The 16,098-nt window shown below is 50.3% G+C and carries 16 protein-coding genes; 7 read left to right on the top strand and 9 right to left on the bottom strand.

The genetic code is table 11. The annotated features are described in order from the left end of the window. Window positions 1-164: 164 nt before the first annotated feature. The 9 genes from GX466_02030 to GX466_01990 all read right to left on the bottom strand — a co-directional run bounded on the left by GX466_02030 (window position 165) and on the right by GX466_01990 (window position 9,602). Window positions 165-833 (bottom strand): hypothetical protein, encoded by a 669-nt coding sequence (locus GX466_02030; protein ID NLH92988.1) that lies wholly within the window; start codon window positions 831-833, stop codon window positions 165-167. Between the two features lie 513 nt (window positions 834-1,346). Beyond that, entirely contained in the window at window positions 1,347-2,903 is a 1,557-nt protein-coding gene (locus GX466_02025; GenBank protein NLH92987.1) for a hypothetical protein, read from the bottom strand. Further along, window positions 2,869-3,912 (bottom strand): hypothetical protein, encoded by a 1,044-nt coding sequence (locus GX466_02020; GenBank protein NLH92986.1) that lies wholly within the window; start codon window positions 3,910-3,912, stop codon window positions 2,869-2,871. Before GX466_02020 ends, GX466_02025 begins: the two co-directional genes overlap by 35 nt. Window positions 3,913-3,920: 8 nt before the next feature. Next, window positions 3,921-4,361: a hypothetical protein gene (locus tag GX466_02015; protein NLH92985.1), complete on the bottom strand. Its 441-nt coding sequence runs from the start codon at window positions 4,359-4,361 to the stop codon at window positions 3,921-3,923. A 20-nt stretch (window positions 4,362-4,381) separates the two neighbouring features. Then, the gene (locus GX466_02010) at window positions 4,382-5,509 is read right to left on the bottom strand and encodes a hypothetical protein (protein ID NLH92984.1); all 1,128 of its coding nucleotides are present in this window, start codon (window positions 5,507-5,509) and stop codon (window positions 4,382-4,384) included. After that, entirely contained in the window at window positions 5,502-6,425 is a 924-nt protein-coding gene (locus GX466_02005) for a hypothetical protein (protein NLH92983.1), read from the bottom strand. The genes GX466_02010 and GX466_02005 overlap by 8 nt, the downstream gene beginning before the upstream one ends. 226 nt (window positions 6,426-6,651) lie before the next feature. Beyond that, window positions 6,652-6,903, bottom strand: a complete 252-nt coding sequence (locus tag GX466_02000; protein NLH92982.1) for a hypothetical protein — start codon at window positions 6,901-6,903, stop codon at window positions 6,652-6,654. Window positions 6,904-7,353: 450 nt separating this feature from the next. Next, entirely contained in the window at window positions 7,354-8,631 is a 1,278-nt protein-coding gene (gene eno / locus GX466_01995) for a phosphopyruvate hydratase (protein ID NLH92981.1), read from the bottom strand. A gap of 26 nt (window positions 8,632-8,657) precedes the next feature. Then, entirely contained in the window at window positions 8,658-9,602 is a 945-nt protein-coding gene (locus GX466_01990) for an SPFH/Band 7/PHB domain protein (protein NLH92980.1), read from the bottom strand. 211 nt (window positions 9,603-9,813) lie between these two features. Between GX466_01990 and GX466_01985 the strand changes: the two genes are divergently transcribed. The 7 genes from GX466_01985 to GX466_01955 all read left to right on the top strand — a co-directional run bounded on the left by GX466_01985 (window position 9,814) and on the right by GX466_01955 (window position 15,828). Next, the gene (locus GX466_01985; GenBank protein ID NLH92979.1) at window positions 9,814-10,323 is read left to right on the top strand and encodes a hypothetical protein; all 510 of its coding nucleotides are present in this window, start codon (window positions 9,814-9,816) and stop codon (window positions 10,321-10,323) included. Window positions 10,324-10,375: 52 nt separating this feature from the next. Next, window positions 10,376-11,293: a phosphate butyryltransferase gene (locus GX466_01980; protein NLH92978.1), complete on the top strand. Its 918-nt coding sequence runs from the start codon at window positions 10,376-10,378 to the stop codon at window positions 11,291-11,293. Then, on the top strand, window positions 11,290-12,201 hold the full coding sequence (locus GX466_01975) for a phosphate acetyltransferase (protein NLH92977.1): 912 nt from the start codon (window positions 11,290-11,292) through the stop codon (window positions 12,199-12,201). The genes GX466_01980 and GX466_01975 overlap by 4 nt, the downstream gene beginning before the upstream one ends. 1 nt (window position 12,202) lies before the next feature. Continuing rightward, entirely contained in the window at window positions 12,203-12,643 is a 441-nt protein-coding gene (gene rpiB / locus GX466_01970; protein ID NLH92976.1) for a ribose 5-phosphate isomerase B, read from the top strand. After that, window positions 12,640-13,935: a serine hydroxymethyltransferase gene (locus GX466_01965; protein ID NLH92975.1), complete on the top strand. Its 1,296-nt coding sequence runs from the start codon at window positions 12,640-12,642 to the stop codon at window positions 13,933-13,935. Before rpiB ends, GX466_01965 begins: the two co-directional genes overlap by 4 nt. A 263-nt stretch (window positions 13,936-14,198) precedes the next feature. Beyond that, complete coding sequence (locus GX466_01960; protein NLH92974.1) at window positions 14,199-14,969, top strand: mechanosensitive ion channel; 771 nt, start codon at window positions 14,199-14,201, stop codon at window positions 14,967-14,969. A gap of 13 nt (window positions 14,970-14,982) precedes the next feature. Continuing rightward, the gene (locus GX466_01955; GenBank protein NLH92973.1) at window positions 14,983-15,828 is read left to right on the top strand and encodes a DUF3078 domain-containing protein; all 846 of its coding nucleotides are present in this window, start codon (window positions 14,983-14,985) and stop codon (window positions 15,826-15,828) included. Window positions 15,829-16,098 lie beyond the last annotated feature (270 nt).

Here is a 16,098-nt window from a genome sequence, read left to right as displayed (position 1 = left end):
TGCTACTTAGCATCCGACGTTTGAGTTCTGATGCCGGCAAGGTGTCGCTTACTTGAATCTTTCTCATCACTACCTCCAGTGATATGAATACAGAGACAGGATAATCAATTCTAGTATTTATGCAAGCGAAATGGTATTAATCGTGACTCTATTTAACTTTAGAATTACTTTTCAAACATAAGGATGCAATGGTTGGGCGTGTTGATCAGATCATGACGGATAGTTCTCCATCTGATGCTCCAGACGGGCGCCGTGCATCTGTCATAAAGTAGGTTGTATCTGTCTCCCCGTTTAAGAATTTCCAGTATTTTATTAATAGCTGGGAAATCTTCCAATCTATTGTAGTCTGAGTGTTCCCCAAGAACTATCCATCGTTGCAATTGAGCGTCGGGGTCATAAGCTTTATCTGGATCGGTAGCATGCTCAAAATATCCGACTATGACGTTGTAGTGATTATCCAAATGATAGATCAATGCCTGTTTTTTGCTCTTGATCGCTTTTTTCAATTTGGTGATTACTTTGGGATTGTCATCCCAATCCTCCACGTCTTCGTCGCAGATGAAATAGTCACACTTTCCTTCCACTCCGTAGTGCTCGCAGACTAGTTTAAACCAACTCATCATGGTTTCGTTGCCAGGGCTCAATGGTTCTTCCGGGTCCGGGGCTTCAATTTCTTCAGCCCATTCTTTGGTTGTTTTGATGCCAATCTGGTCTGAGAATAGGTAATTGATCACAGCTGTCAATGAGGACATCGAGCAGCTGTTTTCGTACTGTGGACGGGATATGAACCCCAAGAGTTCATTGTTCATGAAGCGGTCTTGTCGTTTTAACATGTTTTCTCCTTTAGTAACATCTTGATTTATAAGTTATGGCCCTGCTAATATGCCACATTAGTCTCACACCACTACTGATCGTGAGATGGTTGCCCGCTCTGATGTAGTGCACCTCTCCAGTTTTGGTCACAATACAACCAGAGCCTTTAAGGATATAGATCTCTTCTGAAGCTTCGTGATGGACTTCACAATCATTTTTTCTTACGATCTTCACCCACATTGACCACCGATCAAAAACACCCCTGCTTCGCAGTTCCTCCCTTGTATAGTATCTGATTGTAATCTCTTTCAAAGTACCCCCTAAATCATCAATGTTTTATCATAGTGTTCATCATCTAATAAACCTCTCTATCCAATAGTTACCGTTTGCTGAACAGCTGGAAATCGAACAACACTGTTTAAATTCCTAATTCCTTGGAAGTAACAAGAATTATGGCATAGCCGGTGCAAAAAAGATTAAACATGCATTTTGCTACATAGATGATTGTTATAAGTATCTTCCTAACTGTCATATCATAATTTCAGTGGTTCGTCACTAAGCATAAACCAGTTGAATTCTTCAAGAGTTTGGAATTGCAAAACATGTCCAAAATGCAATGCTAAGTCACACACTGAAGCAGTGAACATCTCAATATCATTTTTTTGTATTGCTTGCTCAAATTCTTGAAAGAACAATCTAATAGTTTTATTGTCCTTAATTGCTCTTGATCTAAAAACATTCTTTAGGTAAGCCTCATATTTATCCATGTATTTTATAGCTGATTCACAATAGTATTCAATGTTTGCTCTTCTGGCTTTAGAAAGTCTTTCTTCCTTTAGAGCATAGAGAGTCTGTTGGTAGAATATTGAACTCATTGAATATCCAACCATGCTACCGACTAAAGCTCCAACAACCGGCACGGGTAATAAAACTTGTCCTATTGCCGCTCCCATGGACGAAGCAGCTAAACCACTACCCTTTTCTCCTATTTCCTCTAAAAACTGAATGCCATCTATATTACCTAGTATCAGTGAACGCACGGATTTTGTTAGCTCAACCACCGATACAGCAATTATGGCGGGTAGGTTAGATTTAGAAACATTTTTCAGAATAGCCTTATGCGAGTTTTCGCACAATGCCTTAATTGTTGTTCCAGCCCCGCCAGTGACATATCCCATTAAAGCTGAGTTTAATGTATTTTTCGATATAGATTTTAGTGCACCTTTAAGTTCTTTTTCATGCTTATAGTAAGCAGACATGTTCTGGATTAATGAGATTGAACTCCCAATGATTGCAGCATTTTGCAATTGTATCAAGCCTGCCTTATGTGATGTCGATAATATTTCTTTTGCAGTAAATCTCTTAGGAAATAATCTCGCATAAATCGCCTCTCTAGAGGTAAGGTGGCTTTTCTTAACTCTATTATTCACATCTTCTAGTCTGGCAGCCCTATTTTCTAGTAGCTGAGCTTTCTTCTCGAGACCTTCTTTGCGAAATGCGCTCGCTTTTATTTTCAATTTCTGAGCTTCTTGGCTTGTCATTTCTTTTAGCAAGCTATATTGCTCTCCTGGAATCAATATCTTTTGCTTCGAGTACTTGTGGTAATATTTATTATTAACTAATATATTTATATTCTGTTTTACGCTCTGTTTGATCTCTCTCGGAGTTGAAAACCTCCCCTTGAATTTCATTTGTGATTCAGAACCAGGTATGATTTGTCCTTTGCTGTTTAATTCCAGTATGTCGGTTTGGGGATCATTAACCAGCCCCAAATCTTCAGTTCTAGCCAACCTACTCAGTTTGTTATTAATAATCCTTTCTGCATTGCCGCGACTTACGTGAACAACCTCAGCCGAAAAACCAGCTTGTTGCTTTATGTTTTGATATTCATAATTGGAGTCAATACGGCTTTGAGATATTTGTTTTAGACCCCTAAAAAGGCTTTCTTTGTTGGGATCCCATCCATTGTAGGACTTGACATATTCTGAAGCTGCTCTTCCGAAACGATCAACTACTTCCTGTCCAGTAGTGGCAGAAATAATGTTTCGCACGGTATCATTCTGTTTTTCTTTTATTTCCTTTTTTTGCACCACTTACCTCATGTGATTGCAGTTCTTGTTCGACATAACTAATTGATTTATTATATTTGATTGAAAGTTTACCTGATTTTAACAAAATCGGGGTATCCAGAAGAGCCTTTTGTAATTGTGCTAGTTTTACGCTCAGGAAGACCTTCTTTTTAGATGCTTCATCATAGTCTCTCCAATCACTTCCGCGTTTATCTATTACACTCTTAACAGAATTTATGGATTGGATAAAGTAGACGTCTATCCTGCGAAGTAATGAATTCAACTGTTCAGACCTATTCTTTACTTCGTCTAGTTTCAAACAAATAACGTCAACTTTTTTCTTGGTTTTTTTGGCCGTTGCTAGATTTGAATATGCATCATTTAACATTTTTGATGCCCGAGCTCCAGCGACTAAACCCATGACAGCAATTGCAGGGCCGGCAACCATTATTCCTAGGATCGCAGCCCCTCCCGCAACTCCAAATCCTCCGGCAGCCAAAGTCCCACCTCCAATCCAGGCCAAGGTTGCGTTGGTAGCTGCAATACCACTAAGCGTTGATATTGTTGTCCCCGTACTTGCTACTGCTAAGGCAGTAGTCGCCCCATAGGCCCCAAAAGCAACAAGGGAACCAAGCCCAGCTCCAGCTAGGCCTCCTGTTATAAGAGATGTGGCAAATTCAGATAGTTCTTTTGTTTCATTAATGTCTCCAATGAATTCATGGATAATTTTCATCTCATCTAGACCAACACTACGCCTAAAATCGACGTCTTTTATTTTTTCAAACTCATTAATGAAGTTCTTCATTGAGCCTGCTAGGATTACCGCTTTTGTTTTGGCCAGTTCACTTAGACCTTTCCTTGCTGATGAACGATGCCTGTATTGCTTCTTTTGGGTACGGCAAATAATGTCAGTAGCTTCTCTGTTTATATTCTTTGCCTTATGGACGTCAATACCAGCTTTTATTGACCTTCCTGCACCGTACACACCACCTAATCCAATGATGATTGGGACAATGATTGGTAAAGGCATTATTCCTCCTAATTTCCTACAATCAATTCTGCCTGAATTGAGTAATTGTGTATGTTTTCCACAATAAACTGCAATCCATGCAATAAGATGTCATTGATCCCTAAAGCATACGCTATATTTTTCACCAGTAATATCTCGACTTCTGGATACTCTGAATCACATATTGCCGCAAATAGTAACTCAAAGATAAGAGCTTTTTTTACTGAACCCTTCGCTTTAAGAAATGGTTTTAATAATTCATCAAGAGATTTTGCTTCATGGGATTGTGATAAAATTGCATCCATTTTAGAAGAGGATATTGATTTCTTGTTAAGCTTCATTTCGAGTGAATAAGCAGCAAGAGTTTGTTTCTCCATGTTACTCACTACACCATCCGCATTGACTATCTTTGCGACCAATGCAAAAAATGACTTGATTTGTTCTTCCTTTGTGAATTTGTGAAGGAACATGTCGTCTCCTTTTGTGTTTGTTATTGTGATACTTTAATCTTTATAGAATCTGACAGATCATTTTCGCTGTCCGTAATATCGCTTCCAAGGCTGAAGACTGGTTTAAGTGCTCCATCGAATACCACTTTGTCTTTAATCTTGATCTGCGCTTCTTTGCCGACCAGAATTGGATTGATCTTCAAGATGATGTCACCTGACGGTACTTTATAGTAACTGAAGCCATTCCATGTCGTATCTTTCAAGGCTGGCCAGATCAGAGCCCAGGGAGATGTATAGAGGATGGAAATACCATGGTTCTCTACTATCTTTGATATCCTTTGGACAGAATTAGGCACAGAACCTGACAAGAATTTCCGAATACTTTTTATTAGTGCTGTGCTTAGAGCATTATACCACACATATTTAGGATCGATTGCCGTGGCTAATAATAATCGATTTTCTGCATGCAAATAAGTGTACCATTCAAGAGCTCCTTTGTCCAGGGAATCCAGACCGTGAGTACATGATCTCATAATATCCAACGTTGATTTAGGTGCTGCTTCTTGTTTACATAAGGACTCCGGAAGCGGTAGCGGAACCGGCAGGGGCTGGTTTTTCCAGTCGTGGTGCAGATATTGCTGCATCTGGTCGGCTTCAATGCTGTGAAAGCGCTGTTGGAAGAATCTCCATTTGAGTGGGAGTTCAGCTCCGCTGCTGTCTTCCGCGACGCGGTCTTTCTCCAGCAGAGTGGTTTTGATCTGCTTCAGAATGTCGCCACCCGCATTGCCCAAATATAGTGATTGTTCAATTTTATCGGGCAGGACGAAAGCCGCGTTGCGCAGCTGGATCATTTTGGGTTCATCATCGTGGCTGAAAATCAGATCGTATTGGTCAGCAAAGTCAATCCAGCCTGAGATTTTCAAGACCAGCCAAGTGCCATTGTTTTGTTCCAGGACCAAGTATTCCAGGCAGCAGTCCTCACCCACGTGGCAATAGATGCCTCCCGGCTCGATCTTTCTGTTGGTTTTTTTCTGCTGGTCATTGGTGTTATCCGGAATGCTAAGGCCTGCCAAGATGGCTGCAGCTTCATCATCCGCGACAGCTTTCCGCACGAGTCTGTTCTCAAAGAGATAGAGCTCAAACAGCTTGCGATAGTCTGTCTCAGGCATTGCCAACTCCAAATTGTTGTTTGAGTTCTGCCAAAAAGATCTGACCGGGAAGGGACCGTAAAAAGTAGTAGATCTCGAATTCCTGAAGCTTGTGACGGGTAATAAAACTCTGAAGGGCCAGCTTTGACAGGCTTTGCTCCTTACGGGCGGCAACTGGATTTTTAGTTGGGTAGATATTGGGGTCACGGTTGGAATAAGCGAAAAATATATAACGCTTTAGCCGGCCAGGAAGGCCTGACATCAGTTCATAAATGACATGATTTCCCCTGCTGCGCAATAAACTCTCGACCACAAATTCCTGATCCAAATCGTCTTTGGGCATTTCCCAGCCTGGTTCTTTTAATTCCGTCAAACGATCATATTCTGCTGAGCGGGATTTTTGCTCTTTGTCCTGTTGCTGTTTCTGAAATTGCTGCTCGCGCTTCAGCCTAGCTTCCAAACCCAGTTCCAGTTTCCAGTGGCTTCTGTAGTAATTAAGCAATGATACTTTTACATATCTGGCAATCTGGTATTTATTGAATACACCTCTATTATTCTGGATATGATTGGAGATAGTGGGAATTTTCTTCAGAATGAATGAGTGGACCAGTCCTCTGACTGTGTCGCACAACTCTTCTGTGTCTGCTTTGGGAGCAGAACTTGAGCGAATGATGTTTCCAGCCCAGCCTAGCAGTACCTGATAGCCGCAATTACCTGAATCGGTGCATTCGCCAAGCAAGACCAAAAAGCTTTGAATATCCAAGCTTTTGTTCATTAGCTTTTCCATTATCCAGCGCTCGGAGCGCCTGAATACCAGCGAAAATATTTCAGGATAAACGGTCAAGCTTTTTCTTGGCTTGGCAAACCCTGTTTCCAAGCAGTTAATAAAAATGTATGCCGTTGGTTTGCAGCCAGGATCAATAACAAGCGAATTCATCTCTCAGTCCATTACAAAGAACAATCAGTCCGGGCGTGTCGTAATGACAACCCACTTATAAGATTTTGTAAGCCTTCTAAACCATCGAATCGTTCACTACAAGAGATGTTTCTCGGGTGGTCTTTAATCATATATAACATCCTGTGGAGGGTACATTTCTGTTTGATTCCCTCCAACATGATAAGCTATGCGCTCAAACCAGTAAAATCTAAGTTTCATTTGTTCTTTATAACGACCAAAGTCTCGGGTATTGCTGCAGTTCACTTTCCCTCTTATGGTTCTCACGCGCTAATATAACCAAAAGACCTAGCAACAGAACTCCAACCCAGGCCGGCAGATACGTGACCGGCCATAGCACATCCTGAATCAAAGCCAAGTCTCTATTGCCTTTGTATTCATCCGAGCTATGATACAACCTGAGACACATCAGTATAAAAAGGTAGGTCGCAATCCCTAAAGCTATCAGTATTGTTTTCATTGTTTCTCCTATTACAGGTCTTTGGTTTAATCAAATTCCTGTCTGTGTATTTACGATAGCTATCCGCCATCTAAATACTAATACTGATTGAAGCGCTGAGTTGTGAAAAATATTTAAGCTCCCTTATATCTATCCACTCATTTCGATAACGAAAATCAGATTTTGCACTATCAGAGGATTCCATTTCCAACGACACTCAATACATCCTTCCCACGACGGCCATTTCCCATCCCAGGATGTTCTACCATGTGACAGCGTTCAAACACTACGTCAAGGGTGGGTTTGACCCCGCGGCGCCAAGAATGGATTCCGGGTCGAGCCAGGAATGACGTGGATGAAAACTGTCTTGATGCCGTAATGACAGGGGGAAAACAGAAAGGGCGGGAAGAATAATCCCGCCCCTATGGCAAAGGCTTGATCCGCAGGCTGAAAGGGCCAGCCTGGCTGGAATCAGCCGAGTTGTTTGATCACGGCTTTGCCGGGGAAGATGGCGGCCGCGCCGAGCTCTTCCTCGATGCGGATGAGCTGGTTGTATTTGTCCACGCGTTCGCTGCGGGAAATGGAGCCGGTTTTGATCTGGCCAGTGTTCATGGCCACGGCGAGGTCGGCGATGAAGGTGTCTCCGGTTTCGCCGCTGCGGTGGCTGACCACGCAGGTCCAGCCGGCTTTGTGGGCGGTGTTTATAGCGTCAATGGTCTCCATCACGGTGCCGATCTGGTTGAGTTTGATGAGCACGCTGTTGGAGGCTTTTTCGGCTATTCCGCGCTTGATGATGGCGGGGTTGGTAACGTAGAGGTCGTCGCCCACGAGCTGGATTTTGTCGCCGAGGGCGGCGGTTAGCTTGATCCAGCCTTCCCAGTCGTTTTCCGCGAGTCCGTCCTCGATGGAGACGATAGGATATTTGGCCACCATGTCCACCCAGTAGGCGATCATTTCGTCGTTGGAGGCAAGTTTTCCCTCGAAAGCGTATTTACCGTCGATCCAGAAGCTGGAAGCGGCGGCGTCGAGGGCGATGAAGACGTCTTCGCCGGGTTTGTAGCCGGCGGCGGTGATGGCGTCCATGATCGCTTTGAGGGCGGCTTCGTTGTTTTCCAGGTTGGGCGCGAATCCGCCTTCGTCACCGACTCCAGTGGCAAGGCCACGGTCGTTGAGGATCTTTTTGAGGGCGTGGAAGACCTCCGCGTTCACGCGGATGGCTTCGCGGAAGGATCTGGCGCCCAGGGGCATGATCATGAATTCCTGGATATCGACGTTATTATCGGCGTGGGAACCGCCGTTGATGATGTTGCTCATGGGCACGGGGAGGGTCACGGCGCCCACTCCGCCGAGGTAGCGGTAGAGGGGGATGTCCATTTCGATGGCGCTGGCGCGGGCGGCGGCCATGGAAACGGCCAGGATGGCGTTGGCGCCAAGCTTTTCCTTGTTGTGGGTCCCGTCGAGGTTCAGCATCACCTGGTCGAGTTCCGGCTGGTGGGTGGATTCCAGCCCGCAGAGGGCCGGAGCGATGAATCTATCGATGTTATCCACGGCTTTAAGGGTGCCTTTGCCGCCGTAGCGGGATTTATCGTCGTCCCGCAGTTCGATGGCTTCGCGTTCACCGGTGGAGGCACCGCTGGGCACGGCGGCGCGGGCGACCACACCGCTTTCCAGATGGATGTCGGCTTCCACGGTGGGGTTACCGCGTGAATCCAGTATTTCCCTTCCCTTGATGTAAAGAATTTCTGACATTGGGTTATGCTCCTTGGATGTGTTATTTACTTTTGGAAAATGTTGGCCAGAGTCTTCACGGAACCGAGCAGGGCGGAGGTTTCGTAAGGAACCACGACGGTCTTGTCACCCTGTTTGGTAACTTCCCGGAAGGCTGACACATACTTGAGGGCCACGAGGTATTGGGCGGGGTCGGTTCCGCTGCCCTTCACCGCTTCGGCGATGAGGGCGATGGATTTCTTCTCGGCATCGGCCACCAGCAGCTTAGCCTGGGCTTCGCCTTCGGCGCGGGCGATCTTGGCAAGTCTTTCACCATCGGCAACGCGCACCTGGTATTCGCGTTCACCGTCGGCCTGGAGGATTTTGGCACGTTTGTCGCGTTCAGCGCGCATCTCTTTTTCCATGGCGGTGCGAATCTCTTCCGGGGGCAGGATCTCCTGCAGTTCCACACGGTTGACCTTCACTCCCCACTTGTCTGTGGCATCATCAAGGATGTCGCGCAGCTTGGCGTTGATGGTGTCGCGCGAGGTGAGGGTGAAATCGAGGGTGAGCTCACCGATGACGTTACGCAGCGAGGTTTGGGTGAGTTTTTCGATGGCCTCGGGGAGATTGCCGATCTCGTAAACAGCCTTGTAGGGGTCGGTGACCTGGAAATAGAGGAGGGCGTTGATGTTGATGGAAACGTTGTCGCTGGTGATCACGTTCTGGCGGGGAAAGTCATAAACGGTTTCACGGAGGTCGATGCGGTTTTCCTGACGCTGGGTGACGATCACGTTGCCGCGGTAGTCAGCCCTGTTGTAGCGCCAGTGGATGGGGCGTATCTTGTCGAAAATGGGCACGATGATATGGATTCCAGAGGTCAGGGTCTTGTAGTATTTGCCCAGACGCTCCACGATCACGACCTCGGCCTGACGCACAACTATGATGCTGCGGGAGATCAGAATTATCACAAAGAGGGCGATAACGATCCCAACAAAGATGGCAACTGTCATGATTCACTCCTTAAGGTTAGAATTTAGTTCACTTTATCTGCGGCCCATATTCTGACAAGGAAAAAATCACCAAGCCGGACACGGAGGGAAAATTGGACTTGACAAATATCAAAACTTCCGGCGAAGATGATTTTTTCTTAACAAAGCGGGAGTCTGGGCTGGACATCCCGGTTCACTCGCAGATATATTAGTCCAAAGCAGGGAGATAACAATGAAAAAAGTTCTGGTCCTGATGCTATGCACACTTGCCCTCTGGGGCTGCTCCCAGCGGCGTCTGAACGGCTGGAACGAAGAGGATGTTTCCCTGCTGACCCGGGAACTGGCGGCTGACATCACCGGCAGCGCCTGGCTACGCGAACACATTGAGGCAAAAGGACAGGCGCCCGCGCTGCTGATCCAGCCGCTGGAACGCAGGGGCAACTGCCAAAGCTGCCTGAGCGGCCTGGAAAGCGCTCTGGCACGGGAATTGCTGCTGAGCGGCAAAATCCGGCTGGTGCGGTTCCGGGGAGGGGAAAGCAGCTCCGCTGACAGCATCGGTCTCCTGTTGCAAGACCTTTCGCTCCAGGAAAGCGGGGCCGACGCCCTGCTAATCTGGTGGCTGGAAGAAATACCGGAATCGAAGCTGCTCAACCTCCGGATCACGCTGCAACTGCTGGACCCAAACAGCCAGGAACTTCTGCTACAGGCCCAGCGAACGCGCAGCAAGCAATTGTGGCTGTGAAGCCCGGTTCGCCAAATTGAATCGCAAGAAATAAAACATAGATGGAGTATTAATGCAGATCACCAAACTGGACCAGATGATCGAAGTCCTGAAACCTTTTCCGAACAAGCGCCTCGTAGCTGCCTGGGCAGTGGACGCCCACACCATCTGCGCCGTGCATCAGGCCGTGGAAATGGACCTGGTGGAAGGCATACTGGTGGGCGATGAAAAGCTCATCCTCAAGGTGTGCGAGGCTGAAAAGATCGATCCCACGGTGTTCAAAATCGTGCACTCGCCCTCAGACACAGCCGCGGCCGCCAAAGCCGTGGACTTGATCAATTCCGGCAAAGGGGATTTCCTGATGAAGGGCCTGCTGAGCACCGACCGCTATATGAAAGCCATCCTGAACAAGGAGCGCGGCTTGATGGAAAACGGCGCCATCCTTTCCCACGTAACCGTGGCGGAACCCAAAAGCTACCACAAACTGCTCATCTTCGGCGACGTGGCGATCATCCCGCTGCCCGATCTGAAGCAGAAAGTAGCCATCACGAACTATCTCATCCGCGTGGCGCACTTCCTGGGCATCGAGAAACCCAAGGTGGGCATCCAGGCCGCCTCTGAACAAACCCTGCCCAAAATCCCCTCCTGCGCCGACGGCGCCCTCATCGCCAAGATGGCAGAGCGCGGGCAGATCAAAGGCGCGATCGTGGAAGGGCCTCTAGGCTTCGACCTCATCGTGGATAAGGAAAGCGCGCTGATAAAGGGCGTACAGAGTGAAGTTTGCGGAGACGCCGACTGCATCCTCTTCCCGAACATCGAGGCCGGGAACTGCTTCTATAAATCCATTGTCAAACTAATGGACAGCGAGCTCTGCGCCGTGGTGATGGGCGCCAAGGTGCCCTGCGTGCTCACTTCGCGGGGCGACAGCGAACGCTCCAAACTCTATTCCATCGCCCTGGCGGCCCTGCTGGCGGGAGCGCGGCAGGGATGAAACCCATCCGCTCTCTGGAAGAGCTAGCCCGCCACGTCCGGGGACTGGGCACCAAAACCCGGATAGCCGTGGCCGCCGCGGAGGACCCAAATACCATTAGTTCCATTGCCAGAGCGGTTTCCGAAGGTTTCGCCCAGGGCATCCTGCTGGGCGATGAAGAGCGGATCAGGGCAGTTTGCGCGGCTGAGAGAATCGACCCCACCCTGTTTGAGATCAGGCCCGTGGCCGATCCCGGCGACGCCGCCATTGAGGCAGTAAAAATGACCCGTAGTGGGGAGGCGGATGTGCTGATGAAAGGCCTGGTGGGAACGGACAAGCTCCTGAAAGCTGTGCTGAACAAGGAAACAGGCCTGCTGCCCCCCAAGGCGGTGATGAGCTACGTCTGCGCGCTGGAGCTGCCCAAATATTCCAAACTCCTCTTCATCAGCGACACGGCGGTGCTGCCCCAGCCCGACCTGGAGCAAAAGGTCGCCATGGTGAGATACAGCGTGGAGATGGCCCAGCGCTTCGGGATCGAAAAACCCAAAGTCGCCCTCATTTCCGCCACCGAAAAGGTTTCACCGGGCATGGAAAGCACCCTGCACAGCGCTCTCATCTCCAAAATGGCCGAGCGGGGCCAGATCAAAAACTGCGTGGTGGACGGGCCGCTGGACGTTTTTCTGGCCTGTGACCCCGCCGCGGGAAAAATCAAGGGCGTGGACAGCCCCATCACCGGAGATGCCGATATCCTCATCTTTCCCAGCCTGGAAAGCGCCAATAGCTTTTACAAAGGCCTGATGCTCTTCGGAGGCGGAGAACTGGCTGGGCTGATCCAGGGAACCGTGAAACCCGTGGTCGTGATGAGCAGAAGCGAAAGCGCGGCCTCAAAATATTATTGCGTGGCACTTTCGTGCCTCATGGCAGGTTAAAATGAAAATCGCGATTGCGAGCGACCACGCCGGCTACGAACTCAAGGAAGCCATCAAAGCGACCTTTCCGGAACACGAGTTTGAAGATTTCGGCACCCACTCGGTGGATTCGATAGACTATCCGGACACCGGCGCCCCCGCTGCCCAAGCCGTTGCAGCCGGCAAAGCCGAAAGCGGCATCCTGATCTGCGGCAGCGGAATCGGGATGAGCATCACGGCCAACAAGGTCCGGGGCATCCGTGCCGCTCTTTGCACAAACACCGATCTGGCCCGCCTTTCCCGCATCCACAACGACGCCAACGTTCTCTGCCTGGCAGGGCGCTTCACGGCAGTTCCCTACGCCCTGGAGATAGTGAACAACTGGCTGAACTCGGCCTTTGAAGGCGGCCGGCACCAAAACAGAATTGAAAAAATAAAGCTACTGGAAGGAGACAAACAATGAAACACATCCAAAGGCAAGATCCCGAGCTCTACGCGGTCATAGCGGCGGAACTGAAGCGCCAGCGCGAGAATCTGGAACTTATCGCCTCCGAAAACTTCACCTCAATGGCGGTTATGGAGGCCCAGGGCAGCGTCCTGACCAACAAGTACGCTGAAGGATACCCCTACCGCTGGAGCAAAAAGACCGGCAAGATCAACTACAACCTCTATGGCCGCTACTACGGCGGCTGCGAATACATCGACGAGGTGGAACGCCTGGCCATCGAACGCGCCAAACAGCTTTTCGGCAGCGAACACGCCAACGTTCAGCCCCACAGCGGTTCCCAGGCGAACATGGCGGCCTATTTCACCCTCGTAAAACCTGGCGACACTGTTCTTTCCTTGGAACTCGCCCACGGCGGACACCTCACCCACGGCCACCCGCTTTCCTTTTCGGGACAGTTTTACAACATCATCCACTACAACGTGAACAAAGACACCGAGCAGTTCGACTATGACGAACTGGAGGCCCTGGCGAAGGAGCACAAACCGCAGATGATCCTGGCCGGCGCCAGCGCCTATCCCCGCAAGATGGATTTCGCCCGCTTCCGGGAAATCGCCGACATGGTGGGCGCCAAGCTGATGGTGGACATGGCCCACATCGCCGGGCTGGTCGCCGCCGGCCTGCACATGAACCCGGTTCCCTTCGCGGACGTGGTTACCTCCACCACCCACAAGACCCTGCGCGGGCCCCGGGCGGGAATCATCCTCTGCAAGGAGGAATATGCCAAAGAGATCGACGGCAAGGTGTTTCCCGGCATCCAGGGCGGCCCGCTGATGCATGCCATCGCCGGCAAAGCCGCCGCGCTTTACGAAGCTCTCCAGCCTGAATTCAAGGCCTATCAGAAACAGGTCATCGACAACGCCCAGGCTCTCGCCGCGGCTTTGACCCAGCACGGGCTGAAACTGGTTTCCGGCGGCACGGACACGCATCTGATGCTGATGAACATGGGCACAGAGGAAGAAGGCGGCCCCAGCGGCAAAAAAATGGAGGAAGCCCTCGACAAAGCCGGAATCACCGCCAACAAAAACACCGTCCCCTTCGACACCCGCAGCCCCTTTGTGGCTTCCGGAGTGCGTTTGGGAACCCCCTCCGTGACCACCAGGGGCATGGGCGTGGACGAGATGAAGCTTATCGCGGATTTCATCAAACGCGTGCGCGACAACCATACCGACGAAGAATACCTGGCCGCGATGAAGGCCGAGGTGCGCGAACTGACGGATAAATTTCCGCTTTATCCGGAACTGGGCTGAGCCCGGGTTTTATATAGGCAAGGGCGGACTCTGCTCCGCCCCTTTTCTTTTCGCTGGAGTCAAGCGAGGAACGAGCATTGACTCCAGCAGGTTATCCTGCCGTCCATGCTCAATTCTTTCGCTGGACTCCAGACCGGCGTGAAAAGCTGAACCTGTGTGACAGTTATCCGCTGAATATCTTGGCAATGAAGCAAATCCGGATTATATTTGCAATATATCACAGATAATTCCGCGGCGACAATGCCGCATTAAGGAGTATAAGAATGAATATCAACCTGGCAGAACTTCCTGGAAAACTGGGAGCTTTCGGGATCAAGCTGGCCATCGCCCTGGTCATCTTCATCGTCGGCAACTGGATAGCCAAAGCCGTGAGCAAGGCGCTTTGCGGCCTGATGCTCAAGCGTAAGGCGGACAAGACCATCGCTACCTTCATCGGCAACATCGTCTATGCCGTCCTGCTGCTCATCGTGGTTTTAACCGCGCTCAACCGCCTGGGCGTGCAAACTTCCTCATTCATGGTCATCGTCAGCGCCGCCGTTTTGGCCATCGGCATGTCCATGCAGGGCACGCTGGGCCAGTTTGCCAGCGGGGTGATGCTGATCGGGCTGCGTCCCTTCAAGCTTGGCGATACAGTGGTTGCTGGCGGCCAAACCGGCACGGTGCACGACATCGGCATCCTCAGCACCACCATCCTCACCAGCGACAACAAGAAGATCATCGTGCCGAACAGCGCCATCGTCGGCGGGCCCATCACCAATTTTTCCGCCATGCCCACCCGCAAGATCGAGCTGGCCATTGTTGTGCCCGGAACAACCGACCTGAACAAGGCCCGCGACATCCTCAAAGGCATTCTGGAAGCTGAAAGCCGCGTCCTCAAAGACCCCGCCCCCTCCATCACCATCGCCGACGCCTCCGCCGCCGAGATCAAATACGGCATCGGAGCGCATGTGAACAACACGGACATGGCTGCCGTCCAGGCATCCCTGCTGGAAAACATCAAACAAGCCCTCACCGCCGCCGGCATCTGGGCCTAAAGGAAACAATGACATGAAGAACATCAGACTTATCCTAGCCGCAGCCCTGCTGCTGTCTTTCGCCCTCCTCTTCGCCGAAGCCTGGAAGTTCGATTCCGACATCATGGTGAACCTCACCCAAAGCCAGTTCAGCGACAACTGGGCCGGCAGCGAACTGAGCAACATCACCTGGACCGCCTCCATGAACAACACCGCCCAGAAACATCTGGCCGAGTGGCTTAAAAACAAGAACACCCTCAAGCTCGCCTTCGGCCAGACCCACCTCCAGAAAGAGGACCTGTTGGGTGAAACCTACTGGGAGAAACCCCAGAAATCCACCGACCAGATCGCCTTCGAATCCCTGATGCAGTTCACCCTGAAAACCTTTGTGGACCCATACCTATCCCTGCGTGCGGATTCCCAGTTCCTAGATGAGGCCGGTACCAAAACCATTGTGGTCAATCCCATCCTCTTCACCGAAAGCGCCGGTATCATGAAGACCATCGTAGATGGCGAAAAGACCAAGCTGAACGCCCGGATCGGCGGCGCCGTCCGCGAAAACTGGAACCGCCGAGTTGACGGCATCCCCGTGGATGGGGGCATCGAGGGAATCGTGGAGTTCAAACAGATCTTCGGCCTGCTCAATGCCAGCTACAACAGCCGCCTCAGCGCTTACAAGGCCCTCTTCAAATCCGACGCAGTGGCCGGAGTTGACAACTGGAAAGCGCCCGACCTCAAGTGGGAAAACCTGCTCAGCTTAAACCTCTGGAAGATGCTGAGCCTGAACCTGAACCTCGATTTTATCTACGAAAAGGAACAAAGCCCGGATATCCAGTGGAAGGAAATCCTGGGCCTCGGCTTCAGCTACTCTCTGTTCTAAACCAAGCTCTTTTCCAAATCCCGCGCCCGGACCGGCTTTGCTGCCTTCGCTGCCGGGGAAACCTGGAGTCCAGCGAGCCTGCGAGCTTGGACTACAGGATGTGTTGCTGCCTTCGCTGCTCGTCCCTCGCTCGACACCAGCTTGGGTCCATGCTGACCGGCCGTGAAGGCCCTGTCCTGTGTTTGGGTAGCTCCTCCCGCACAATGCCCGTATTCGGTGCGGGGATTGTGCGGGAGGCGTGGGAGGGGGAAAGGCTCGGGCGCTAAGGGC

The sequence above is a fragment of the Candidatus Cloacimonadota bacterium genome, from assembly GCA_012516855.1.
Lineage (GTDB): Bacteria > Cloacimonadota > Cloacimonadia > Cloacimonadales > Cloacimonadaceae > Syntrophosphaera.
The sequence above is the reverse complement of the archived record's forward strand: the minus strand, read 5'-3'. Positions and strand labels throughout refer to the sequence as shown.